21 protein-coding genes and 1 pseudogene are annotated in these 23,669 nt (G+C 33.2%); 9 read left to right on the top strand and 13 right to left on the bottom strand.

Translation table 11 applies throughout. The features are described 5' to 3' along the window. Positions 1-6: 6 nt before the first annotated feature. The 4 genes from IGB25_RS10040 (at position 7) to IGB25_RS10025 (ending at position 5,622) form a co-directional block, all read left to right on the top strand. A complete protein-coding gene (locus IGB25_RS10040; protein WP_211064890.1) occupies positions 7-912 on the top strand; it encodes a type IX secretion system membrane protein PorP/SprF in 906 nt (301 codons plus the stop codon). Between the two features lie 22 nt (positions 913-934). Then, positions 935-2,821, top strand: a complete 1,887-nt coding sequence (locus IGB25_RS10035) for an OmpA family protein (protein ID WP_211064889.1) — start codon at positions 935-937, stop codon at positions 2,819-2,821. A gap of 124 nt (positions 2,822-2,945) precedes the next feature. Then, positions 2,946-3,302, top strand: coding sequence for a hypothetical protein (locus IGB25_RS10030; RefSeq protein ID WP_211064888.1), 357 nt, complete (start codon positions 2,946-2,948; stop codon positions 3,300-3,302). Next, the gene (locus tag IGB25_RS10025) at positions 3,295-5,622 is read left to right on the top strand and encodes a M20/M25/M40 family metallo-hydrolase (RefSeq protein WP_211064887.1); all 2,328 of its coding nucleotides are present in this window, start codon (positions 3,295-3,297) and stop codon (positions 5,620-5,622) included. Before IGB25_RS10030 ends, IGB25_RS10025 begins: the two co-directional genes overlap by 8 nt. Before the next feature lie 123 nt (positions 5,623-5,745). On the opposite strand, the gene IGB25_RS10020 is transcribed toward IGB25_RS10025, so the two are convergent. After that, positions 5,746-6,168 carry a CBS domain-containing protein gene (locus IGB25_RS10020; protein ID WP_211064886.1) on the bottom strand — a complete coding sequence of 141 codons (423 nt, stop codon included), beginning with the start codon at positions 6,166-6,168 and terminating at the stop codon, positions 5,746-5,748. A 320-nt stretch (positions 6,169-6,488) separates the two neighbouring features. On the opposite strand from IGB25_RS10020, the gene IGB25_RS10015 reads away from it, so the two are divergent. After that, positions 6,489-8,024: a glycine--tRNA ligase gene (locus IGB25_RS10015; RefSeq protein WP_211064885.1), complete on the top strand. Its 1,536-nt coding sequence runs from the start codon at positions 6,489-6,491 to the stop codon at positions 8,022-8,024. A 373-nt stretch (positions 8,025-8,397) separates the two neighbouring features. On the opposite strand, the gene IGB25_RS10010 is transcribed toward IGB25_RS10015, so the two are convergent. After that, complete coding sequence (locus IGB25_RS10010; protein ID WP_211064884.1) at positions 8,398-8,772, bottom strand: GxxExxY protein; 375 nt, start codon at positions 8,770-8,772, stop codon at positions 8,398-8,400. Positions 8,773-8,920: 148 nt separating this feature from the next. Next, on the bottom strand, positions 8,921-9,625 hold the full coding sequence (gene lipB, locus IGB25_RS10005; RefSeq protein WP_211064883.1) for a lipoyl(octanoyl) transferase LipB: 705 nt from the start codon (positions 9,623-9,625) through the stop codon (positions 8,921-8,923). Between the two features lie 110 nt (positions 9,626-9,735). Here lipB and IGB25_RS10000 point away from each other — a divergent pair, with 110 nt between their 5' ends. Then, on the top strand, positions 9,736-11,349 hold the full coding sequence (locus IGB25_RS10000) for an Ig-like domain-containing protein (protein WP_211064882.1): 1,614 nt from the start codon (positions 9,736-9,738) through the stop codon (positions 11,347-11,349). Here the strand turns inward: IGB25_RS10000 and IGB25_RS09995 are convergent. The 3 genes and pseudogenes from IGB25_RS09995 to IGB25_RS09985 all read right to left on the bottom strand — a co-directional run bounded on the left by IGB25_RS09995 (position 11,336) and on the right by IGB25_RS09985 (position 15,685). Continuing rightward, complete coding sequence (locus tag IGB25_RS09995) at positions 11,336-12,118, bottom strand: amidohydrolase (protein WP_211064881.1); 783 nt, start codon at positions 12,116-12,118, stop codon at positions 11,336-11,338. The genes IGB25_RS10000 and IGB25_RS09995 overlap by 14 nt on opposite strands. Positions 12,119-12,174: 56 nt before the next feature. Next, positions 12,175-14,212, bottom strand: a pseudogene (locus IGB25_RS09990) (M3 family metallopeptidase). Between the two features lie 9 nt (positions 14,213-14,221). Further along, positions 14,222-15,685 carry a carboxypeptidase-like regulatory domain-containing protein gene (locus tag IGB25_RS09985; RefSeq protein WP_211064880.1) on the bottom strand — a complete coding sequence of 488 codons (1,464 nt, stop codon included), beginning with the start codon at positions 15,683-15,685 and terminating at the stop codon, positions 14,222-14,224. 168 nt (positions 15,686-15,853) lie between these two features. Here IGB25_RS09985 and IGB25_RS09980 point away from each other — a divergent pair, with 168 nt between their 5' ends. Continuing rightward, complete coding sequence (locus tag IGB25_RS09980) at positions 15,854-16,195, top strand: hypothetical protein (protein ID WP_211064879.1); 342 nt, start codon at positions 15,854-15,856, stop codon at positions 16,193-16,195. Between the two features lie 53 nt (positions 16,196-16,248). Here the strand turns inward: IGB25_RS09980 and IGB25_RS09975 are convergent, their stop codons facing one another. The 3 genes from IGB25_RS09975 to IGB25_RS09965 are packed head-to-tail and all read right to left on the bottom strand — an operon-like array spanning position 16,249 to position 18,016. Beyond that, a complete protein-coding gene (locus IGB25_RS09975; protein WP_211064878.1) occupies positions 16,249-17,091 on the bottom strand; it encodes a fructosamine kinase family protein in 843 nt (280 codons plus the stop codon). Next, complete coding sequence (locus tag IGB25_RS09970) at positions 17,091-17,585, bottom strand: dihydrofolate reductase (RefSeq protein WP_247653479.1); 495 nt, start codon at positions 17,583-17,585, stop codon at positions 17,091-17,093. Before IGB25_RS09970 ends, IGB25_RS09975 begins: the two co-directional genes overlap by 1 nt. Then, positions 17,582-18,016, bottom strand: a complete 435-nt coding sequence (locus IGB25_RS09965) for a 2TM domain-containing protein (protein ID WP_211064877.1) — start codon at positions 18,014-18,016, stop codon at positions 17,582-17,584. The genes IGB25_RS09970 and IGB25_RS09965 overlap by 4 nt, the downstream gene beginning before the upstream one ends. Positions 18,017-18,058: 42 nt before the next feature. Here IGB25_RS09965 and IGB25_RS09960 point away from each other — a divergent pair, with 42 nt between their 5' ends. Together IGB25_RS09960 and IGB25_RS09955 are read left to right on the top strand one after the other, a co-directional pair. Then, complete coding sequence (locus IGB25_RS09960; protein ID WP_211064876.1) at positions 18,059-19,132, top strand: aminotransferase class V-fold PLP-dependent enzyme; 1,074 nt, start codon at positions 18,059-18,061, stop codon at positions 19,130-19,132. A gap of 195 nt (positions 19,133-19,327) precedes the next feature. After that, complete coding sequence (locus IGB25_RS09955) at positions 19,328-19,621, top strand: isoamylase early set domain-containing protein (RefSeq protein ID WP_211064875.1); 294 nt, start codon at positions 19,328-19,330, stop codon at positions 19,619-19,621. A gap of 303 nt (positions 19,622-19,924) precedes the next feature. On the opposite strand, the gene IGB25_RS09950 is transcribed toward IGB25_RS09955, so the two are convergent. Genes IGB25_RS09950 through IGB25_RS09935 form a run of 4 tightly spaced genes read right to left on the bottom strand, consistent with a single transcriptional unit; the run spans position 19,925 to position 23,506 of the window. Further along, on the bottom strand, positions 19,925-21,181 hold the full coding sequence (locus tag IGB25_RS09950) for a sulfate adenylyltransferase subunit 1 (RefSeq protein ID WP_211064874.1): 1,257 nt from the start codon (positions 21,179-21,181) through the stop codon (positions 19,925-19,927). Between the two features lie 28 nt (positions 21,182-21,209). Further along, positions 21,210-22,115, bottom strand: a complete 906-nt coding sequence (gene cysD, locus IGB25_RS09945) for a sulfate adenylyltransferase subunit CysD (RefSeq protein WP_211064873.1) — start codon at positions 22,113-22,115, stop codon at positions 21,210-21,212. Then, on the bottom strand, positions 22,108-22,710 hold the full coding sequence (cysC, locus tag IGB25_RS09940; RefSeq protein ID WP_211064872.1) for an adenylyl-sulfate kinase: 603 nt from the start codon (positions 22,708-22,710) through the stop codon (positions 22,108-22,110). The genes cysD and cysC overlap by 8 nt, the downstream gene beginning before the upstream one ends. A 16-nt stretch (positions 22,711-22,726) precedes the next feature. Beyond that, a complete protein-coding gene (locus tag IGB25_RS09935; RefSeq protein ID WP_371815890.1) occupies positions 22,727-23,506 on the bottom strand; it encodes a 3'(2'),5'-bisphosphate nucleotidase CysQ in 780 nt (259 codons plus the stop codon). Positions 23,507-23,669 lie beyond the last annotated feature (163 nt).

Genomic DNA, 23,669 nt, shown 5'->3' with positions numbered 1-23,669 from the left:
TATACTATGAAGAAAATATTAATAATAGCTTGTCTCATCGGATTTTTGAGTATTCCAGATAGTTTTGCTCAACAAGATCCGCAATACACCCAATATATGTATAATATGAATGTGGTCAACCCTGCTTATGCGGGCTCAAGAGAGAGTTTGTCAGTAGGTTTGCTTTACAGAGACCAATATACCGACATTGATGGCGGACCACAAACCTTTACCTTTGCCGCACATACTCCACTTGATAACGGTTTGGGTGTAGGTTTAAGTGCTATATCCGATGAAATTGGTCCCGTAGAAGAAACCAACTTATTTGCTGATATATCATATACCATAGAATTAGGAGCCAAACACAAATTGGCTTTTGGTATTAAAGCAGGAGCGTCTTTTTTTGATGTAGGTCTAATAGATTTGACTTTACAAGATAATAATGACGATGCTTTTAGCTCCAATGTCAACGAAACCTTTGCCAACATTGGAGCAGGTTTCTTTTTCTATTCAGATAAATATTATCTAGGAGTATCTATGCCCAACTTTTTAGATTCAGAGCATCTTGATGCTAACAGTCGCACTTTTGGTTCAGAAACACAACATTTGTTTGCAACGGCTGGTTATGTATTTGACTTGTCAGACAATATCAAATTTAAACCTTCTACTTTAGTAAAAACTGACTTTGGAGCAGATCCCACTTTCGACATTAATGCCAACGTCTTATTTTTTGAAAAGTTTGAAATTGGTGCGTCATACAGAACCGAAGACTCTTTTAGTGGTTTAGTAGGTTTTAGACCTACGGATTGGATACAACTGGGCTTTGCTTATGATAATGTATCAAGTGCTTTAGATACTGAATCATTTGAAGTCTTCTTGAGATTTGATATTTACTTTAAGAAAAAAACATTCTTATCACCTCGTTATTTCTAATCATAAAATTATATTTAAAACCATGAAAAATATATTACAAATCCTATTCATTTTGATGCTATCACTCCAAACGATGAATGCACAAAATGATGATACAAAAAAAGCAGATAAGCATTTTAACAGACTAGAATTTGTAGATGCTATTAAAAGTTATGAAAAACTAATTTCAAAAGATAAGGCTAATGCCTATGTCTATAAGCAACTTGCTATTGCCAATTATAATATTTCAAACACCAAAGAATCTGAGAGATATTATGAACAGTATTTTAAAAACGCTGAAAACCCACAAGCTGAAGACTACTTTAATTATGCCCAAATATTACTTTCAAACAAAAAATATGATAAAGCCAAAAAGGCCTATCAAGATTTTGCTACCAAAGCACCAAATGACAGTAGAGCTAAAGCTTTTTTAGCCAATAAAGATTTTGTTCAAGAACTCCAAAACATGGCACCAAATTACGAAGCTAAAGCTATGGATTTAAACTCTGAATATTCGGACTTTGGAGGTTACGAAAATGACACCTATTTCTATTTTGTGAGCTCTAGAAACAAATCTAGACGAACTTATGGCTGGAATGATCAACCTACAACTGATATCTATAAGGCTGATAATGTAGCTGGTACATTTAAAAATGAAAAACTGCTTGAAGGCGATGTAAATACAAAATTTAACGAAGGTACAATTGCCATTAGTAATGATGGGCAAACCCTATATTTTACTAGAAATGATTATTTAGACGGAGATTACGAAAAAAGCGAAGATGGTATAGGGCAATTAAAGATTTATCAAGCCAAAAAAGTCAATGGAGAGTGGAAAGACATCAAAGCTTTACCTTTCACAAGCTCAGAATATTCCGTTAGTCATCCTGCATTAAGCCCTGACAATTCAACGCTATATTTTTCTAGCAATATGGATGGTGGTTACGGCAAATCCGATTTATATATGGTAAGCATTAATGATGATGGTAGCTTTGGCGAACCTAAAAATCTTGGCTCAAAAGTTAATACGCCTGCTCGTGAAAGCTTCCCATTTGTTGATGCAGATAACAAACTGTTCTTTTCATCAGATGGTCATCTAGGACTTGGTGGATTAGACGTTTTTCATACCAGTATGAACAATGGCTCTTACGCTAAACCAGAAAATCTAGGTGCACCCATCAATAGCTCAAATGATGATTTTGCATTTAGCTATTTCAATCAAGTTGATAGAGGCTATGTATCAAGCAACAGAGGTGAAAATCCACTAAATGATAATATTTATCAAGTCAAACTTATCAAACCTCTTGATGAGACTAATATTATTGTTAATGTCTTAAATAATGATACAGACGAACCTTTAAAAGACGCAAGTGTTCTTTTTTACGATGATGATGACAATGAAATAGCTTCTTTAACTACTGACATTAATGGTCAGGTTCAAGAAATAGTAATCAGCAATTTAGAATACGATATTCAAGCCAATCTAAAAGATTTTGAAAGCGATTCTAAAACCATAACAGCAATAGGTGATTTAATGGAAGTTGACCTTAGACTTAAACCAATAGAAGTAATTATCGAAGAAAGAGAAGTTACACTCTCCAATATTTTATTTGATTTTGATAAAGCATCTATCAGACCTGAAGTCGCTTTTGAATTAGATAAAATCGTAGCCACTTTAAAAAAATATCCTGATTTAGTTATTAGAATTGAAAGTCACACTGACATTAGAGGATCAAAAATTTACAACCAAAACCTTTCAGAGGCAAGAGCAAAAAACACACTTAAATATCTCGTTGACAAAGGTATAGATGAATCTAGATTGTCTGCCGTAGGAAAAGGAGAAACCGAACCAGTCATAGATTGTAGCAATGGTTGTACTGAAAAAGAACACGAGAAAAACAGACGTTCTAAATTTATTATTGTAGAATAATATCTAAATCAAATAAATATAATTAAAACCTCAACGATAGAGTTGAGGTTTTTTTGTTAATTTTACGCTCAACATCATATATAATAAGAATATATAGTTTTTGAAATAGCATAACTAAAAACTGATGAAAAGGAAATGTTTAGAATGTGGGATTGAAGTTATAGGCAGAGCAGATAAAAAATTTTGCTCTGACTATTGTCGTAATGCTTACAACAATAAAAAAAATCGTGACACCAAAAATATCTTAAGAAATACAAATAACCTACTCAGAAAAAACTACAGAATACTAGAAAAACTAAACCCAAATCAAAAAACAAAAACAACTAAAGATAATTTGCTTAGAAAAGGGTTCAACTTCAACTATTTTACCAGTATTTATAAAACCAAAGCTGGTAAAATTTACTATTTTGTATATGATCAAGGCTACCTTTCGTTGGATGATAATTATTATGCCCTCGTAAAACGTATAAAAAATGATTAAACAAAGGCTATATCCGTTTATTGCCCTATTGGTATTTATTCTTAGTATTGGTTATGTTTTTTATGATTTTTCACCTCAATATTCTACAGATTTTAATTCAAAAAAAGTAGAGTTTTCTACTGACCGAGCTTTTAAGCATGTTGAAGCTTTAGCTTCAGACGAACATTATGTTGGCTCTAATCAACATAGTTATGCTAGAAATTATATTATCAATCAGTTAGAAAATCTCGGTCTAAAAGTCCATACCCAACAAGGCTATAGCCTTAACAAATACGGTGAGTTTAGTATTCCAGAAAATATTATTGCTAAAATTGAAGGCACAAATCCAAAATCTAAGGCTTTACTATTGATGTCTCACTACGATTCTGAACCACATTCATCTTTTGGAGCAAGTGACGCCGCTAGTGGAGTTGCGACAATCTTAGAAGCCACAAGAGCGTTTTTAGCCTCAGGCACAATACCTCAACATGATATTATTATTTGTTTCACAGATGCTGAAGAAGTTGGGCTTCTTGGTGCAAATCTATTTGTAGATAATCATCCTTGGGCTAAAAATGTTGGCTTAGTATTGAATTTTGAAGCTCGTGGTAGCGGTGGTCCAAGTAATATGATTATCGAAACCAATCACGGCAACTCTAAAATGATAAAGGCGTTTGCCGAATCTGAAATCAAACATCCTATGGCAACATCTCTTATGTATAGTGTCTATAAAATGTTGCCAAACGACACTGATTCTACTGTGTTCAGAGAAAAAGCAGATATACCGAGTTTTTTCTTTGCCTTTATTGACGACCATTTTGATTATCATACTTCTCTTGATATACCAAAACGCTTAGATAAAAATTCGCTCTCTCATCAAGGTGAATATGCTATTGATCTTTTGAAGCATTTTAGTGAAGTCTCATTGGATGACAATCTTATGAGTGATTTAGATATGGTTTATTTTAACTTGCCTGAATTTGGTATGTTTCATTATCCCTTTGATTGGATTTGGTGGGCTTATCTTGCAAACGTTTTACTTTTTTTGATTATTATATTTTTTGGTTTTAAATCAAAATCTATTAACAGGCGTGAAATGTTTTTAGGTTTTTTGCCTTTTATTATTTCATTATTAAGTGCATTTGCATTTGGTTTTTTGGGTTGGAAAGCATTGCTTTGGTTATATCCAGAATATTCTGAAATTCTACAGGGTTTTCCTTACAATGGGCACAATTATATTTTTGCATTTGTATGCCTAACACTTGGGTTAACATTTTTGATATATACAAGATTTCAAAAAAAACTCAATCCACAAAATGCTTTAATTGCACCAATACTTTTTTGGTTTATTATTTGTGCACTGATAAATATTTATTTGCCCGGGGCTTCTTATTTTATTATTCCACTTGGTTTTGGAATCATTGCATTTGCTATGGCTACGTTTAAAGAAATTCCAAATCTTTTTATAGTTTGGTTTTTGAGCCTACCATGTATTGGGCTTGTCATTCCATTAATTCAGTTTTTCCCTGTTGGCTTAGGTTTAAATATGCTTGTCATATCTACTGTTTTTTGTGTTTTAGTTTTTGGACTTGTATATAGTTTTATTGGTTATTTACCTTTCAAAAAGTTATTATCACGTGTATTGTTCCTTTTAGGAGTAGCTTTTCTTATTGTTGCACATTTTAATTCGGGATTTTCTAAAACACGACCTAAACCCAATAGTTTAGTTTACCTGCAAGATGTTGATACAAAAAAAGCCTTTTGGGCTACCTATGACCAAAACTTAGATGCTTGGAATAAAGGGTTTTTTAAAAACACAATACCAATTGATAGCACGAGTTTGCAAAGCAAGTATAAAACGAGATTTAATAGAAAAGCAATTGCTCCCTACATAAATTTGTCAAAATCAAAATATGAAATCACTGTTGATACTATAAGTCAAAACAAAGTAGAAGTCAACCTGAGTATTGCCCCAGAAATAGAAATTAGACGAATAGAAATCTATGCCGATAAAAAATATAATTTTGAACATTTTGAAGTTAATGGGCAAACTGCTGACTCAATATTTAGTAAAAATGAATCTTATCATATTTTCTATAAGCGTTATCAAGACCGTCTGTTGACATATCATGTGGTAAATCGCGAAAATTTAATTATTCAATTTAAAAGCAAATTGCCATTACCTGAGTTTGTGATTTATGAGAGCCGTTTTGATTTATTAGACAAGGCTGTTTTTGATGTCCCCAAACGTTCCTCTCATATGATACCTAAACCTTTTGTAGTTAATGACGCCATAATCATAAAGAGAAAAATTGAGTTTAAGCATGTTGAAACATTCTAAACCAATTGGCATTCTCAGTTGCTGTTGGTTAGAGACTTCATTAGCTGAAAAACTGCTTTAAACAATCCTAAAATAAAAGTATATGTCGTTAGTCGAACTCACGTTATTATATAGATGAATGGTTTAATAGAACCGATCTAAAAAGAAATTGATAATGTCTGTTGAGGTGATAATGCCAATGAGTTCATCATGCTCAATAACAGGCAAGGCATGAAAGTGCTCACGAGCCAAAATCTCAGCAACATCTTTGATAGAATCATCACTGTTGACACAAATCACTTTATGGGTCATAACTTGTTCAAGACTGAACATATCGTAAACAGTAGATTCTACATAATTACCAGACTCATCTGTTGCATCAGCAAATGAAATACGCAACAAATCTGAATAACTCAACATACCAACGATTTTATCCCCTTTTACAACGGGTAAATGTTTAATCTTGTTTTTTTTGAATAGGGCTTCGGCTTTTGATAAACTGTCGTCTAAATTGAGTTTAACCAAGTTTTTGGTCATTATTTTTGATATGATATCTCGATTTTTCATCGTTAATAGGTTTTAAATTGTATTCCAAATATCAATAAATTTTGGTCTATAAAATATGAGCAATGTCATAATATGAGTTTATGGGTTTATAAGATTTTGCTTTATGCGAAGTCTATTGTTGTTATACCAATTATTTATTAGCCATAAGATTTGCAAAGCCTAACGTTATGTTAGTAAGGATCTTATTCTAATTATCTTTACTCATATAAAAAGCTTACATAATACTTTCAGCTTGTAAACTTAAAAACCTATAAACACATAAACATAGAAATATGTATCTTTCTAAATCATAATCAGGCTTTAATTTATATTTTTGCACTATGGCAAATAATCAAGATAAATTTAAGCAGGTAATCGCTCACGCTAAGGAATATGGCTATATTTTTTCGTCGAGCGAAATATACGATGGTTTAAGCGCGGTTTATGACTACGGTCAAAATGGCGTTGAACTCAAAAATAACATCAAAACCTATTGGTGGAAAAGTATGACGCAACTCCACCAAAACATCGTTGGTTTAGACGCGGCTATACTGATGCATCCTAAAACTTGGAAAGCTTCTGGACACGTTGATGCGTTTAATGATCCGTTAATCGACAATAAGGATTCTAAAAAACGCTATCGTGCTGATGTTTTAGTAGAAGATTATGTAGAAAAACTAGAGCAAAAAGTGCAAAAAGAAATTGCAAAAGCCAAAAAACGCTTTGGCGATGATTTTGACGAAGCACAGTTTGTAAACACTCATCCACGTGTGGTGAAATACAGAGCACGTTCAAAAGAAATTTTAGAACGCTTGGCTAAATCGCTTACTGAAGAAAACCTTGCTGATGTCAAAGCTTTGATTGAAGAATTAGACATAGCTTGTCCTGCCTCAGGGTCAAAAAATTGGATCGACGTCAAACAATTTAACTTGATGTTTGGTACTAAAATGGGTGCGTCTTCAGAGTCGGCATCTGACTTGTATCTTAGACCTGAAACGGCACAGGGAATTTTTGTAAATTTTGCCAATGTGCAAAAAACAGGTCGGATGAAAATCCCGTTTGGTATTGCTCAAATCGGTAAAGCCTTTAGAAATGAAATTGTTGCCCGTCAGTTTATCTTCAGACAACGCGAGTTTGAACAAATGGAAATGCAGTTTTTTGTCAAGCCTGGAGACGAACTCAAATGGTTTGAATATTGGAAAGAACAACGCCAAGCTTGGCATGATTCCTTAGGTTTAGGCAAAGAGCATTACCGTTTTCACGACCATGAGAAATTAGCACATTACGCCAATGCGGCAACAGACATTGAATTTGATTTTCCGTTTGGCTTTAAAGAATTAGAAGGCATTCATTCCAGAACCGATTTTGACCTGAAAGCCCATGAAAAATTATCAGGTAAAAAATTACAATATTTTGACCATGAAGAAAGCGAGTCTTACACGCCTTATGTGATAGAAACTTCAATTGGTTTAGACCGTATGTTTCTTGCTGTCTTTTCAGCAACACTTCAAGATGAGACTTTGGAAGACGGCTCTTCGAGAACAGTTTTAAAACTGCCTTCAATTTTAGCACCAGTAAAAGCAGCTGTTTTACCCTTATTAAAACGCGACGGTTTACCAGAAATTGCAGAAAAAATCGTTGAAGATCTCAAGTGGGATTTCAATGTAGCTTATGACGAAAAAGACGCCGTTGGTCGCCGCTACAGACGTCAAGATGCGGCAGGAACACCGTTTTGTATTACCATTGACCACGACACCAGAGAAGATGATTCTGTAACTATCCGTTATCGTGATAGTATGGAGCAAAAGCGGGTGAAAATTGCAGAATTGAAATCAATATTAGAGGCGGAATTGAGTTTTAAGAAATGGTTGAAATAATGCTATTCAAAAATTATTGTGAAATCAAAAAAATTTCTATAGCATCTTTTTCATTCGAGAATTTGTGGCTTTAATTTTTCAGCCACTAATGCACTAATATTTCATTCGAGAATTCGTGGCTTTAATTTTTCAGCCACTAATGCACTAATATATTTCATTCGTGAATTCGTGGCTTTAATTTTTCAGCCACTAATGCACTAATATATTTCATTCTTGAATCTGTGGCTTTTAATTTATGCCACTAATGCACTAATATTTCATTCGTGAATTCGTGGCTTTTAATTTTTCAGCCACTAATGCACTAATATATTTCATTCGTGAATTTGTGGCTTTTAATTTATGCCATTAATGCACTAATAAATTCGCATCTATTTCAACAAACAATTCTTTGGTAGCTGAGTTTTAAGTCTCCAAAATTTACAATTAATGCTAATTTGTTATTTGAAACTTTGAGGTAATTTATAGCCTGAGCTACAAAGGCATCAGAAATAGCGGAAACTGCTTTGACTTCCAGAATACTTTTATCCATCACGACAAAATCAGCATAAAATTTATGAGGTAAAATAATACCTTTATAATTTACTTTGTATCTTTTTTCTCTTTCGTATTCAATTCCACATTTCTTGAATTCATATTCTAATGCATCTTTGTAAACAATTTCTAAAAATCCTGATCCTAATTGATTATGGACTTCCATACATTTTCCAATTATAGAATAAGATTCATCTTTATATATCAATTCACTCATAACCTTAATTTATCAAAAATACATAAAGTTTTTTTATTCCACTAACCCGACTGCCGTCAAAGGCAGGTGCACTAATATTTCATTCGTGAATTCGTGGCTTTAATTTTTCAGCCACTAATGCACTAATATTTCATTCGAGAATTTGTGGCTATTTCAGTATGAGTTTAGCCTCAAAACAAGTTTCAAAATGATGTTTAAGCTTTTCCTTTACTTCATCTATATCAACTGTTTTTTGCCCTAATTCTACATTGAGTGAAGTCACGGCTTTGTCTTTGATACCACAAGGCACGATGTTATCAAAATAACCTAAATCAGCGTTGACATTAAATGCAAATCCGTGCATTGTTACCCAACGCGAAGCCCGAACGCCCATAGCACAAATTTTACGAGCAAATGGCGTATCCACATCGAGCCAAACACCTGTTTCGCCTTTGCTTCTTGTGGCTTCGATACCGTAATCTTTAAGCGTACGAATAATGACTTCTTCTAAAGTTCTTAGGTATTTATGAATGTCAGTGAAAAAATTGTCTAAATCTAATATCGGATAGCCCACAATTTGACCTGGACCGTGATAAGTAATGTCGCCACCGCGATTGATTTTATAAAATGTGGCATTTTTAGCTTTTAGCTGTTCTTCGTTGAGTAATAAGTGTTCTAATTTTCCACTTTTTCCTAAAGTATAAACGTGTGGATGTTCAACAAATAGAAAGTAGTTAGACGTCTTATCGGTTAAATTTTGACGTCGGTTTTTAATTTTGGTGTTCAAAATACTATCAAAAAGCTGTTCTTGATAGTCCCAAGTTGCTTTATAATCTTTTAATCCTAGGTCTTCTAAAATAATATCTTTATTCATATTGCAAATTTACATAATTAAAACTCGACGCGTTCAAGTTCTCAGTAATAGAATGATTTGACATAGCGACTATCAAATGAAAAAATTGTTTCTTTGTAAAAAAATAGATTTTGAATCGGTTTCGATTAATTTTTGGTTTAGTTTTCATTGCAACACTTATATACAGTTGTGCTCAAATTGGTCGTCCTCAAGGCGGACCAAAAGATGTGACGCCACCAGAATTTGTTTCTTCAAGTCCACAAAATTATTCAACTTATTTCGATCAAGAAGAAATTAGAATTCAGTTTAATGAGTTTATTAGACTGCAAAATGCACAACAACAAATTATTTTTTCGCCACCTATATTGCCACGACCCGAAATAACACCCATGGGAACAGCCTCTAAAGAAATTAGAATAAAATTACCTATTGACTCGCTTCAAGACAACACCACTTATACCATCAACTTTGGGCAAAGTATAGAAGACAACAATGAAGGTAATCCGCTCCCATTTTTTAAATATGTATTTTCTACTGGAGATTATATTGATTCTCTGAAACTTGACGGTTTTGTGAATGATATGAATTTTAGAGAAACGCCAGAGTTTGTCAGTGTGTTGCTGTATGAAAAAGACAGTACTTACTCAGATTCTGTTGTATTTAAAAAGTTACCGACTTATGTAACTTTTTCAAAAGATTCTACCAACGTCTTTAGCTTAGAAAATATGCGAGAAGGCACATACAAATTAGTAGCTTTAGAGGATAAAAACCGGGATTATAAATTTAATCCTGGTCGAGAAAAAATAGGTTTTATCGATAGCTTTATCACTTTGCCGACAACAAAAAATTATAAAATTAACTTATTTAATACATATAAAGATTTTAAACCTATTCGTCCAAAACAAGTGAGTAAAAACCATTTGATTTTTGGTTACCAAGGCGTTTTAGATACCATGGATTATAATATTGAACTACTGACCAAAGCACCCGACACATTTCAGACGCGAATTACGAAAAGTAGAGAAAGCGACACTTTAAATTATTGGATGAAACCCTATTTTCAAAGAGATAGCTTATTATTTGCTTTTAAGCATCAATCTCAAGTTGACACTCTTGTGGTTAAAACAAAAGATATGGAAGCCGATTCGCTTCAAATTGAAACCAAACCCAAGAGTATGATCAAATTTGATGAACGTGTTTTTATCAAAGCTAATTTACCCATAGAATATATCGATACCAGTAAAATAGATTTAATTGATACCGATTCGTTAAAAATAAAGTTTAAATTTCGCGTTGATTCTTTTCAAAATCAAGTTGAAATGGTCTTTGATAAAGTTGAAAATTCTAAATATCAAATGAGTATTTTGCCTGGTGCGGTTAAAGATTTTTATGGCAATACAAACGACACTATCAAGCTCAACCTCAAAACAAAACCCTTATCAGATTACAGTGTTTTAGTTTTAACCATCACCAACCTTGATCGCTATCCTGCCATAGTGCAACTGGTAGATGATAAAGAAAAAGTTGAAAAATCGGTTATACTAACCAATACCAACACACATACTTTTGAGCACGTCAACCCTGGCAAATATTATATCAAAGTGATTTATGACGACAACAACAATGGGGTTTGGGACAGTGGCGATTATCTTGAAAATATTCAGCCTGAAGACGTCAAATACAGTCCAACGCTTTTAGAACTTAGAGCCAATTGGGATGTTGTGCGGTGCGTCAGTTTACCTTAAACTCATCTCTATCTCTCAAAAACCCAAATTTCTCTCTAGTTTCAAGTAAACCTTGTTTAGACAAAGTTTTAGTTTCTACAAAAGCTTCTTCAAATAAATCGGTTGTGATTTTTTCGCCTAAGGCATCGTAAATGGCAGAATGTCCACAATGTGGATAGCCTTTACCATCTTCGCCAATGCGGTTGACACCTATGGTATAACTCATATTTTCAATGGCTCGAGCTTGCAATAAAGCATCCCAAGCTTTGACGCGCATAGCTGGCCAGTTGGCGACAAAAATGAGCAAGTCATAGTCTTCTTGGTTTCTTATCCAAACGGGAAAACGTAAATCGTAACAAACCAAAGGACAGATTTTCCAGCCTTTGTAATCAACAATAAGTTTGGCTTGTCCAGCAGAATAATGTTTTTCTTCGCCAGCTAAGGTAAACAAATGGCGTTTGTCGTAAGTTTTATAATTACCGTTGGGTTCAACAAAAAACAATCGGTTGAAATATTGATTTTGGTCTTTGATAATGGCACTTCCTGTAATGGCGACTTGTTTGGCTTTGGCGTGATGTTGTAGCCAATCTAAGGTTTGTCCTTCAGGTTCGTCGTAAAGTTTTTCGGCATTCATACTGAATCCTGTTGAGAACATTTCGGGCAAAACTATCAAGTCTGTATCTAATTCTATGGCGTTGATAAGGTCATCAAACTTTTTAAAATTAGCGTCTTTGTTTTCCCAAGTTAATTCGGTTTGGATGATGCTTACGATTAAGTTTTTTGATGCCATGATTAAAGATGTTTTATTTCAATTAGCATTCATATTTGTATTGAATCAAAAAATAACTAATTTTTTTCAGATTTCAAAAGACCAGCACGTTTGAGCAAAGCTTCAGGATTGGGTTCTTGACCTCTAAAGCGTTTATAGAGCGACATTGGTTCTTCGGTGCCGCCTTTTTCTAAAATATTGGTTTTAAAAGCTTTTGCGGTTTTAGCATCAAAAATACCATTTTCTTTAAAAGCTTCAAACGCATCGGCATCGAGGACTTCTGCCCATTTGTAAGAATAATAACCTGCCGAGTAACCACCTTGAAAAATATGAGAAAATGCCGTACTCATACAGTTTTCTTCAACGTCATCAACTAATCTCGTAGGTTCAAAAGCGGCTTTTTCAAAAGTTTTTACATTTATAATATCATCTGGATTTGTGGTATGCCATGCCATATCAAGCAAACCAAAACTGAGTTGTCTTAAAGTTTGCATGCCTTCATTAAAATTGGCTGCGACTTTGATTTGCTCAACGTATTTTTCAGGAATGGTTTCGCTGGTTTTATAGTGTTTGGCAAACAAGTCTAAAGCATCTTTTTCGTAACACCGCTTTTCTAATAATTGACTTGGCAATTCAACAAAATCCCAATAGACTGATGGTCCAGAAAGGCTACGGTATTGCGTATTGGCAAGCATTCCGTGTAAGGCGTGTCCAAATTCGTGAAACAAAGTTGTTACTTCATTAAAAGTTAACAAAGACGGTTGGGTTTGAGTGGGTTTGCTAAAATTACAAACAATAGACACTTGCGGTCTTTCGTTTTTTGTTTGGGTTTTAAACTGATTTTTATACAAGGTCATCCAAGCACCGTCGCGTTTTCCTGCACGTGGATGAAAATCAGCGTAAAAGATCGCTTTAAAATTTTGATTGTCATCGTAAACTTCATAGGTTTTGACCTCTTTATGGTATTTTTCAATATTATCAACTTCTTTAAAATTCAAATCATAAAGTTTATTGGCAATCAGAAAAACACCATCTATAACTTGGTTGAGTGGAAAATAGGGTTTTAACAATTCATCGTCTAAATTAAATTTTTGTTGTTTGAGTTTTTCGGTATAAAACGCCACATCCCATTTTTGTAATTGGTTGATACCGTCTCTGTCTTTTGCAAAAGTTGATAATTCTTCAAATTCTTTTTGTCTTGCGGGTTTGGCTTTTGAAAGCAAATCTTCTAAAAAATCATTGACTTTTTTAGGAGATTTTGCCATGCGTTCTTCCAAAATATATTCGGCGTGAGATTTAAAGCCAAGCAGATTGGCACGTTTGTGTCTCAATTTTACAATAGATTTTACAATCTCTTCGTTGTTATTGTCGTTTTTTTGAAAGCCACGTTTGCCAAAGGCGAGAGCCATTTCTTTACGCAATTTTCTGTTTTCGCAATATTTCATAAACGGCACATAGCTCGGATATTGCAGTGTAAAAATATAACCTGTTTTATCTTGTTGTTTTGCTAAATCTGCTGCTTGCTTCAAGTAAATTTTCAGGCAAACCTTTAAGCTCTGATTGGTCTTTGATATGCAGTTGATATGCATTGGTTTCTGCCAAGACGTGTTGACCAAATTTCAAGCTCAAGGTTGAAAGTTTGTTATCAATTTCACGCAGTTTTTCTTGTTGATCTTTGTTCAGGTTGGCACCATTTCTCACAAAACTTTTATAATGTTTGTCGAGAAGTGTGTGTTGCTCTGGGTTTAAATTTAGCTCATCTTTTTGTTTGTAAACTTGTTTTACCGCTTCAAAAAGTTCAACATTGGTCATGATATCATTTTGAAAATTGCTTAACCACGGTGACACGTCTTGTGTGATTTGCTGAATATCTTCATTGGTTTCAGCAGAGTTGAGGTTGAACAAAATTTGAGAAATCCGCTCCAAATCATAACCTGCATTGTCTAAAGCGACGATGGTGTTTTCAAAAGTTGGATTTTTCTGTTGGGTTATTTCATTGATTTCTCGTTTTGCTTTTTCAATGGATTCTTTGATAGCAGGTTTAAAATGTTCAGGCTTGAGTTTTGAAAATGGTGGAATTTCAAAATGGTTTAATAGAGGATTACTTTGGGTCATAAATAAATTTTAGTATTCGTAATTTTTAATGCCTTCTGTAACTTGAATGATATCATATTCTTCCCAAATTTTTGGGTCGTAGGTTTTGATGTATTCAGAAAATGCAAATCCATTTTTATCAAAAGAATAGTTGTTTTTGTCTATGGGTTTGGGGCTCATAAATAAAAATTCGGTAATCATTTGGTTGTTGTTTTCAACATGAAAATCGAGTTTGAGTTGAATTCTTTCGCTTCTGTCATCTATATTTTCTTTAAATTTAATGTTTCTATCTACATAAACATACTGATTGTATTTTGAACGAAAATATTTGGGATAATATATGTTGTTTTTATGCTTTTGATAAATAATCTGATATTCACTTTGGTCAATTCTATACTTTATACCTAATAAAAACTTCATATTACGACCAGCTTCTTTTTCGCCTTCAATAAGTCTATAATCCATACGCATTAGCCCAAAGTCAACGGCATTGATATATACATTGCCTTGGTATTTGGCTTTTCTGTGATCAGGAGCAAAGCTTAACACGTAAACAACTTCGTCTTCATACAATTTTGTATCGATAAGTTTAAATTTGTAATGGTCTAAATCTTCAAATATATCATGATTTGGAAGGTTGTGGGTTAGCGATTTTAAAGCTGAATTTTCGGTAGTTGAATTTTTTAATGTGTCTTTGATAGAATTATCGCTAAACTGAATAAATTTTTTAGTGCTTAAACTATCATCAACAGTAAAAAGACCTGATTTGACTTTAAAAGTTGATTCAGTATCTAAAGCGGTAAGCAATTCTTTAAATACTTCTTTTTGAAGGGTTTCAACCGATGTGTTTTGACTTAAATTGATGAGTTTTGTGCCTTTAACATAATCTACATTCATAGAATCTTTAAAATAATAGGCGTTGTAAAGCAGATCTTCGTAGGTATTTGAAATATTGCCATCGATATCTTTAAAATATTTTACAATCTTATCATTGAACGATTTTCTTTGTTTGCGTGTCATAAATGAAGATTTATTAATCTCTACTTCTAAAGACTTAGGATTGTCTATATAGTGCGTTCGTTTAAAAATTTTGAATTGCGTTGGCTCTATAAAATGCCGTTGACTAATACTATCTTTAAATTTTTGGATAATTTGATTTGCACTTAGCTTATTTGCAGAAATCACTACATCGTTAAGCATTTCTTTTTGTTCTTTTAAGAAAATAGTGTCTAAATTATTGAGCTGATTATAGGCTAAAGAATATTTTTCATAGCCTAAACTTGTGATGATTAAGCTGTCTATTTCTGATAAATTGTCAATTTTAATTTTGAAAGCACCTTCTTGGTTAGTAATCACACCAGTGTTTTGAGTGGTATAAACGCTAGCAAAAACAACTGGAGTTTGTTTTTTTTTGTCAAAAACATAACCTTCAACAGATTGAGCTGACGATATATAAAAAAACAATAGCATCATGAGTGTAATAAAACTTTTCATAAAAAATTTTTTTTAAAAGTAAAATTAGTAAATATCCAAAAGGATCTAATTAACGCAATCTTAGTAAAATAAACTAAATATATTTGAAATAGCTTAAATTTTGAAACAAAATCTATTAGATTTGTTTTATATTAAAAAAACGATTAAATTTATCGCAAAATTAAAATTATGAAATCAATTATTTACATTGCTATTTTTACATTTATGAGTATTGGAGTTTATGCACAAGACTCAAACCCACAAAGCTTAGCAGAATCTAGTAAAGCAACTGCTACCAAAATCAGTCAAGAGCTCAAACTTGATGATGATAGGAGTCTTTTACTCTATAGAGCTATTTATTCTACTGAATTAGGTCGTGCTCGTGCTGAAAATAACTTGTCTGATGATCCTGAGCAACTGGCATCAACCAACAAAAAAATTGATGAATCATTTGTAAAAATTTTAGAAGGAAATTTTTCAGAAAAAGAAATTGCTAAAATCAAACAATTGTATAAAACTAAAAAGAAATAGTTCCTTATTTCACATTATCTCACAAACCTGTTGTTGACACTCAACAGGTTTTTTTATTGGTATTGATTTAAAAAATGTTTTGCTTGACTATAATACGAAGATCCAAACAAATTGAGATGGACTAAAATATAGTAAAGTTGCCAAAGCGATATTCGAGATTTCCAGTTGGGTTCTAATGGAGATATTTCATTGTATATTTTAAAAATATCTTGAGAATAGCCACCAAATAGTTTCATCATCGCCAAATCCATTTCCCGCGGTGCATAAGCTATGGCTGGGTCAAAAATACAGGTTTTGCCATTGCTGGTAAATAAATGATTGCCCGCCCATAAATCGCCGTGAATTAGAGAGGATTTTTCTGTTGGGATAATTTCCTCTAAGTTTTTATAGAAATTATTGAGATTTTTAAATTCAAATCCCTTTTGCCGTGCGAGCTTAAATTGAGGTTCTAATCTCAGATTTATATAAAAGTCTAAAGCATTATCAAAATTTGGTAGATTAGGTTGCGGTAGGCCACCGATATAGTTGTTAAAATCAAGACCAAATGTTTCCGATTGGGTTTTATGGAGTTTTGCTAAGGCAACTGCAAAGGTTTCAGATGAATTTTCAGGCTGTCCACTTTCAATATATTCTAAAATGAGATAGGTGTAATTTTTAAAATCGCCATAAGCAATGACTTCAGGAATGACAAAACTTTTGGTTTTTGAAAGAAGACTTAGCGATTTAGCTTCAAGCTTAAACATATCTGGAAAACGCTTGACTTGATTGACTTTAATGACATAATCTCGCTTTGGAGAATCAATCTTATAAGTGTCATTGATATCACCGCCATTAAGCGGATTTATATTTTGAAATTTGATGCCGTTTAACTCACATATTTTTTTAATATGTTGCATTATGAAACTGATTTTCGGGTGTAGGTTTCGTAATCAAAGGCGTAGTTGTGTTTATCATCTTTTGGATGATGTTTGCTTTGGGTTAATGTCCAAGTATTCAAATTGATTTCAGGAAAATATGTGTCTGCATCAAATTGTCCACGAACACGGGTCAGTTCTATTTCATCAACATATGGCATAAATTGCTTGTAGATTTCGCCACCACCAATCACAAAAACCTTGTCTTGTTTTTTAGCTATTTTGATGGCTTCATCAATGCTTTTTACAACAATGCAATCTTTGATAGGGTAGTTATCTTGTCGTGTAATCACAATATGAGTCCTGTGAGGTAAAGGTTTAGGAAAAGACTCAAAGGTTTTTCTGCCCATAATAATAAAATGCTGGCTCGTTAAAGCTTTAAAACGCTTAAAATCATCGGGCAAATGCCAAAGCAATTGATTGTCTTTACCCAACTCGTTTCTTTCTCCAACGGCGACAATAGCAATTAACTTCAAGATTTTTTAGGGTTTTGGGGTTCAGTTTTAGACTGATTTTCATCTTGTTTATCTTGACTTGTGCCTTCTAATGGGTATTTTTCATCTACTTTTTTTTGAAGTTTTTTTAGTTTAACCAATTGTTTTTCAACAAGTTTACTCATATATTTTTCTTCCCAAGCTCTGCCCATTAATTTTTCAACAAAAAACACATTGATGGTGTGAGCAAGGAGAAAAAATGCCCAAATCAAAATAGCTGAAACAAACCAATGCCAGCCTAAGGGCTTAAAATCAATTTGATATTCTAAAACTAAATTGACAAAAATTAAAACCACGGCACCTGCTATAAAAAAGACGAGGTGATGCACTAAACGCTTTTTTTGATTTAAGCGCCTATTAGCGTTTTTGAACAACTCTTTTTGATCGATATCAATATCTTTAGAAGAAGTCATAATAAATTGTATTTTAGTCTTCCAAATTTAAGCTAAATGTTGATGAATACCAAGACTATTTTTCCACAAACTCAAAATTTCACCTATCTCAATACGGCGACTTGTGGGTTGCTGTCTATAAATGTGCTTTTACAAAAACAAAAAGACAACGAAGATTTTTACAATCAAGGCAGTGTTTTTTTGAATGATGAAGATAAAATTATCACTCTAACCAAAAAAAATATTGCAAGGATTTTTAATGTTGACCAAGATAAAGTAGCCATTTCGGCTAATTTTTCTTTGGCTTTTAATGCTGTTTTAGACGCCATAAATGAATCTGCTACTTTTTTGTATCTCAATGAAGATTATCCTTCTATTCGTTTGCCTATAAAAAACAGAGGTTTTGATTGTAAAAGTATTTCTATAACGAGTCAAATTGAGAATGATATTTATGAGTATATCGCCAAATATAAACCCAATTTTTTTGCTGTAAGTAAAGTTCAATATCTTAGTGGACTTCACCTTGAAACCTCTTTTTTTCAAAAACTAAAGCGAGATTTTCCCAACTTAAAAATTTTGGTTGATGGCACACAGTATCTTGGCGTTGAAGCCTATGATTTTAAAAATTCAGGAATTGACTTAATGATTTCAAGTGGCTATAAATGGCTCAACGCTGGACTTGGCAATTGTATTGTGATGCTTTCTGAAGCTCTACTTGATGAGCTCAACCCTAAGCAAATCGGTGCCAATAGTTTGATAGACAAAACCAAGGAAGCATCAAAACCTATGGGCTTTTTAGAGCCAGGTCATTACGACTTAATTGCCATAAAATCTTTGGCAACGGCTTTGGAATTACATTACAACCAAATTGGAATAGAAAACATTCAAAACCATTTACAAAATATTTCTCGTCAAGCCTTTGAAACTTTTAAAAATCAACAACTTATTGATGAAGTAGTGTCTAAAAGATCTCAACATTCAACCATTTTTAATTTAAGTATCAATCAAAAACGATTTCAAGACTTTGAAAAAGCTAATATTAGTCTCTCAAAAAGAGGAAATGGTTTGCGTGTTAGCTTTCATTATCACAATGATTTAGAAGATTTAGACCAACTTTTGAAGATTGTAAACAATTAATAATCAAATTTATAAGAAATATAATACAGCAGATTTACTAATTCTTTAAACAATCATTTTTGTATAACGTTTTCGTGTTTATATTTATTTATATTTTTAAGGTTTATTATATGTTTTACATAAAAATAACATTATATTAAAATTATATACTTAAAATATAGGTATAAATATTAAATTTGTTTCAAAAATATTATTATGGCAATCAAGAAACAATATTTAAAATCCAAACCTGTCTGCAAAGTTACTTTTACTGTAGAAGCCAAAGACGCCAAACAAGTTTTTGTTAGTGGTGATTTCAACGATTGGAGTCAAACTAAAAACGAACTCAAAAAATTGAAAAACGGTAATTTTAAAGGCACTATTGATTTAGAAAAAGGCAAAACTTATGAATTCAAATATTTAGTTGACGGAAATTGGCAAAACGAAGAACAAGCCGACAGCTACAAATGGAACGATTTGGGCTCAGAAAACAGTGTTTTGGAAGTTTAGTTTAACGTGAGTTCGATTTATTGAAATATGTAAATCAGATGATTACATCTTTTTGTTAGCAAATTTGTCATTTCGAACGAAGCATGAGGAGAAATCTCATCCTACTGAGATGTCTCGTCGCTCATGCTTCGCTCTGTCGTCATGACAAATGGATAAATATCTGTATTTTATATGAATATATTTTATTGGAATTTATATCACACTCACGTTAGTTTAGAATAGAAACTTAAGCTCTGAGTCAAATAAAAACCCGAAGCTGATTTCAACTTCGGGTAGTTTTGTTTTTTAGAAAATAATAGGGTATCAAACAATCATACCAGCGACAACGGTTTCTTTTGTAGCGTCATCTATCAAAATAATACTTCCCGTATGTTTGTTTTTACGGTAAGCATCAATCATTAAAGGTTTTGTGGTTTTTATTTTTACACGGGCTATATCATTCATATTCAACATCTTGTCAGTCTCATCTCTTTTAAAAGTATTAATGTCCATTTTGTAAACCACATCTTTGATCATTGCTTTTTTCTCATTCTTGGTATGCATAATGGTATATTTTGTTCTCGGTCTGGCAAGATCTCGATTCAACCAACACAGCATCACATCAAATTCTTGTGAGGTTTGGGGCTGGTTGTTTTTTCTTACAATCATATCACCACGACTAACATCTATATCGTCTTCTAATGTTATTGAAACCGACATCGGAGCAAAAGCTTCTTGCACTTCATCTTCACCAGCATTAATACTTTTTATTTTTGAAGTCAATCCTGAAGGTAAAACAGTGACTTCATCGCCAGTTCTAAAAATCCCGCTTTGTAGTCTGCCTGCATAACCACGGTAATCAATAAAACCTTCTCGCTGAGGTCTTATCACGGTTTGAACGGCTAGACGGCTATCGATTTTATTAATATCACTACTGATATGTAAAGTTTCTAAAGCGTTTAAAAGTGGAGAATCTTTATACCAAGTCATTTCTTCAGAACGGTTGACTACATTGTCGCCATTTAAAGCACTGATTGGAATATAACGCACGTCTTTGATGTAAAGTTTTGAAGCAAATTCTTCAAACTGGTTCACAATTTCGTTAAAACGCTCTTCACTATAATCGACTAAATCCATTTTATTAACACAGACTAAAATGTGTGGAATCTGCAATAAAGAGGCAATATAAGCGTGGCGTTTTGTTTGTTCAATCACACCATTTCTAGCATCGATAAGAATAATGGCGGCGTTGGCTGTTGAAGCACCAGTTACCATATTTCGGGTATATTCAACGTGACCTGGCGTATCGGCGATGATAAACTTGCGTTTTGGTGTAGTAAAATAACGGTAAGCCACATCAATAGTGATGCCTTGTTCTCTCTCATCTTTTAAGCCATCGGTAAATAGGGCTAAATCTACGCCATCTATACCTTTTTGTTTACTGGTGTTTTCAACGGCGGCGATTTGGTCTTCAAAAATTGATTTAGAATCGTAAAGCAAGCGACCTATCAAAGTGCTTTTTCCATCATCAACACTTCCAGCTGTTGTGAATCTTAAAAGTTGATTATGTTGAATATTCATAATATTATCGTTTTTTCTTCAGTTTTGTTTAAAAATAACCTTCTTTTTTACGGTCTTCCATTGCGGTTTCTGAACGTTTATCATCAGTTCTATTGCCACGTTCGGTTTGACGCATAGTTGAAACTTCTTCGACAATTTTTTCTAATGTATCGGCATCAGACTCAATACCGCCTGTGATGGTGATATCGCCAAGTGTTCTAAATCTTATTTTTTTGGTAACTACTTCTTCATGATCTTCCAATTTTAAAAATTCTGAATTAGGAATCCAAGAACCGTTTCTCCAAACTACTTCTCTTTGGTGAGCGATGTAAAGCGACGGAATTGATATGTTTTCTCTTAAAATATAGTTCCATACGTCCATTTCAGTCCAATTACTGATAGGAAAAGCTCTAAAATGTTCACCTTCAAAATGTTTTCCATTCAACAAATTCCACAATTCTGGTCGTTGGTTTTTAGGATCCCATTGTCCAAAATCGTCACGGTGAGAAAAGAAGCGTTCTTTGGCTCTGGCTTTTTCTTCGTCGCGTCTTCCGCCACCAATGGCACAGTCAATTTTATGTTCTTCAATGGCATCGAGTAAAGTGGTGATTTGCAGTGCATTTCTGGTTGCATTTTTGCCTTTTTCTTCCAGCACTCGACCTTTATCTATAGATTCTTGAACAGAACCAACGAGTAGATTAACCCCAAGTTTTTTCACTAAATCATCACGAAATTTAATCGTTTCAGGAAAGTTATAGCCTGTATCAACGTGCAAAAGTGAAAAAGGAATTTTTGCAGGATAAAATGCTTTTTTAGCCAAATGTGTAACTAAAATAGAATCCTTTCCGCCTGAAAACATAATGACAGGATTTTGGAACTGTGCCCAAACTTCTCTTAGGATGAATATGGCTTCAGATTCTAATTCGTCGAGATAATTGAGATAATATTTACTCATAACGTGTTAATTTCAAATGTGGTTTGATTTTATTGATAACTTCTTGGGCAGATTGTTCTACACTTTTATTTACTGTTTTAACTGTAATATCAGGATGTTTTGGATTTTCATAAGGTGCTGAAATCCCTGTAAAGTTTTTTATTTCACCTTTTCTTGCTTTGGCATAAAGCCCTTTGACGTCGCGTTTTTCACAAACTTCAAGTGGTGTATCTACAAATATTTCAAAAAAATCATCTGGTCCAATAATGTTTTTGACCTGTTGCCTGTCAGCTTGTGTTGGCGAAACAAATGCTGCAATACAGATTTGCCCTGAATCCACAAAAAGTTTAGCCACTTCAGCTATTCGTCTTAAGTTTTCAGCACGGTCTTCGGCAGAAAACCCTAAACCTTTGTTAATGCCTTGACGTATGTTATCACCGTCTAAGGTGTAAGTTTTATAACCTGAATTAAACAATTGTTGTTCAACAGCATTGGCAAGCGTTGATTTTCCAGAGCCTGATAAACCCGTGAACCATAAAACCAAGCCCGACTGCTTCAATTGCTTTTCGCGATCTTGTCTTGTGATGTTATAATTATGAAAAACCGTATTATTCATATTTGTTAACTTTTAGTCACCAAGAAATAATTGTTGAGTAAGTTTTCTCGATTATAAAGCATAGGTTGTTGTGTTTTTTGATCAACAACTCGAAGTCCAACAGCTTCACAAATGGCTTGACCTCTGCAGTATCCCATTCCATTGTCGGTGCAAATCGTGGGTAAACATCAGCTTTTCCTTCAGCGATGAGACAAAATTTTAAGGAGTCGCCTTTTGAGACAATTTCTACGGGTTTGTTTTGATTGGATTTTAATTCTTCAATAAATTTTTGTGTGTCTTCGTTCATATGAGAACGGCTACCGACAACTCTCATTGTTTCAGATTCCGTTGGTTTTAATGTTTTTGCATCATTAAAATTGTCATCAAAATTTTTTGTGTCATCCCAAATCAACTTGTAAGATTTGTTTTCTTTAACTAAACCAACAAATAACTCTTTTGTTACAGGGACATAAATGACCCCAAATATGGGTTTTTGGTTTTTAACCAAAGCGATATTTACTGTAAACTCACCGTTTCTTTTTACAAATTCTTTGGTGCCATCTAATGGATCAATGATCCAACATTGAGACCAGTTTTTTCTTTCAGTAAAAGTTTTATTTTTATTTTCTTCACTAATCATAGGAATGCCCAATGGCTTTAATTTCTCTACAATGGCTTCATTAGCCTTTTGATCGGCGAGCGTCAAGGGCGAATTATCTCCTTTATATTCAACTTCAAAATCGGTATTGTAAACCTTTAAAATTTCTTTACCACCAGTTATAGCGACCAATACAGCCTGTTTGTATTCTTTTTTCATAAACTAAGAATAAGTTACAAAATTACAATAATTTTTATTTCCTACTAAATTGGTAGAGATTAAGTTTGGATTATCAAATCAAAAGTTACTTTTAATTGTTGAATTCAGGTATTTTTAAAATTAGCATATAATATTATCGGCTTATTATTAGTCAAAATGGTAG

The sequence above is a fragment of the Flavobacterium sp. CS20 genome, assembly GCF_018080005.1.
GTDB lineage: Bacteria > Bacteroidota > Bacteroidia > Flavobacteriales > Flavobacteriaceae > Psychroflexus.
This window is presented reverse-complemented; position numbering and strand designations above follow the sequence as displayed.

Excerpts from the sequence above, each read along its gene's own strand:
- IGB25_RS10040 (WP_211064890.1), top strand. The coding sequence starts at position 7 with ATGAAGAAAATATTAATAATAGCTTGTCTCATCGGATTTTTGAGTATT.
- IGB25_RS10035 (WP_211064889.1), top strand. The coding sequence starts at position 935 with ATGAAAAATATATTACAAATCCTATTCATTTTGATGCTATCACTCCAA.
- IGB25_RS10030 (WP_211064888.1), top strand. The coding sequence starts at position 2,946 with ATGAAAAGGAAATGTTTAGAATGTGGGATTGAAGTTATAGGCAGAGCA.
- IGB25_RS10025 (WP_211064887.1), top strand. The coding sequence starts at position 3,295 with ATGATTAAACAAAGGCTATATCCGTTTATTGCCCTATTGGTATTTATT.
- IGB25_RS10020 (WP_211064886.1), bottom strand. The coding sequence starts at position 6,168 with ATGAAAAATCGAGATATCATATCAAAAATAATGACCAAAAACTTGGTT.
- IGB25_RS10015 (WP_211064885.1), top strand. The coding sequence starts at position 6,489 with ATGGCAAATAATCAAGATAAATTTAAGCAGGTAATCGCTCACGCTAAG.
- IGB25_RS10010 (WP_211064884.1), bottom strand. The coding sequence starts at position 8,772 with ATGAGTGAATTGATATATAAAGATGAATCTTATTCTATAATTGGAAAA.
- lipB (WP_211064883.1), bottom strand. The coding sequence starts at position 9,625 with ATGAATAAAGATATTATTTTAGAAGACCTAGGATTAAAAGATTATAAA.
- IGB25_RS09995 (WP_211064881.1), bottom strand. The coding sequence starts at position 12,118 with ATGGCATCAAAAAACTTAATCGTAAGCATCATCCAAACCGAATTAACT.
- IGB25_RS09985 (WP_211064880.1), bottom strand. The coding sequence starts at position 15,685 with ATGAAAAGTTTTATTACACTCATGATGCTATTGTTTTTTTATATATCG.
- IGB25_RS09980 (WP_211064879.1), top strand. The coding sequence starts at position 15,854 with ATGAAATCAATTATTTACATTGCTATTTTTACATTTATGAGTATTGGA.
- IGB25_RS09975 (WP_211064878.1), bottom strand. The coding sequence starts at position 17,091 with ATGCAACATATTAAAAAAATATGTGAGTTAAACGGCATCAAATTTCAA.
- IGB25_RS09965 (WP_211064877.1), bottom strand. The coding sequence starts at position 18,016 with ATGACTTCTTCTAAAGATATTGATATCGATCAAAAAGAGTTGTTCAAA.
- IGB25_RS09960 (WP_211064876.1), top strand. The coding sequence starts at position 18,059 with ATGAATACCAAGACTATTTTTCCACAAACTCAAAATTTCACCTATCTC.
- IGB25_RS09955 (WP_211064875.1), top strand. The coding sequence starts at position 19,328 with ATGGCAATCAAGAAACAATATTTAAAATCCAAACCTGTCTGCAAAGTT.
- IGB25_RS09950 (WP_211064874.1), bottom strand. The coding sequence starts at position 21,181 with ATGAATATTCAACATAATCAACTTTTAAGATTCACAACAGCTGGAAGT.
- cysD (WP_211064873.1), bottom strand. The coding sequence starts at position 22,115 with ATGAGTAAATATTATCTCAATTATCTCGACGAATTAGAATCTGAAGCC.
- cysC (WP_211064872.1), bottom strand. The coding sequence starts at position 22,710 with ATGAATAATACGGTTTTTCATAATTATAACATCACAAGACAAGATCGC.
- IGB25_RS09935 (WP_371815890.1), bottom strand. The coding sequence starts at position 23,506 with ATGAAAAAAGAATACAAACAGGCTGTATTGGTCGCTATAACTGGTGGT.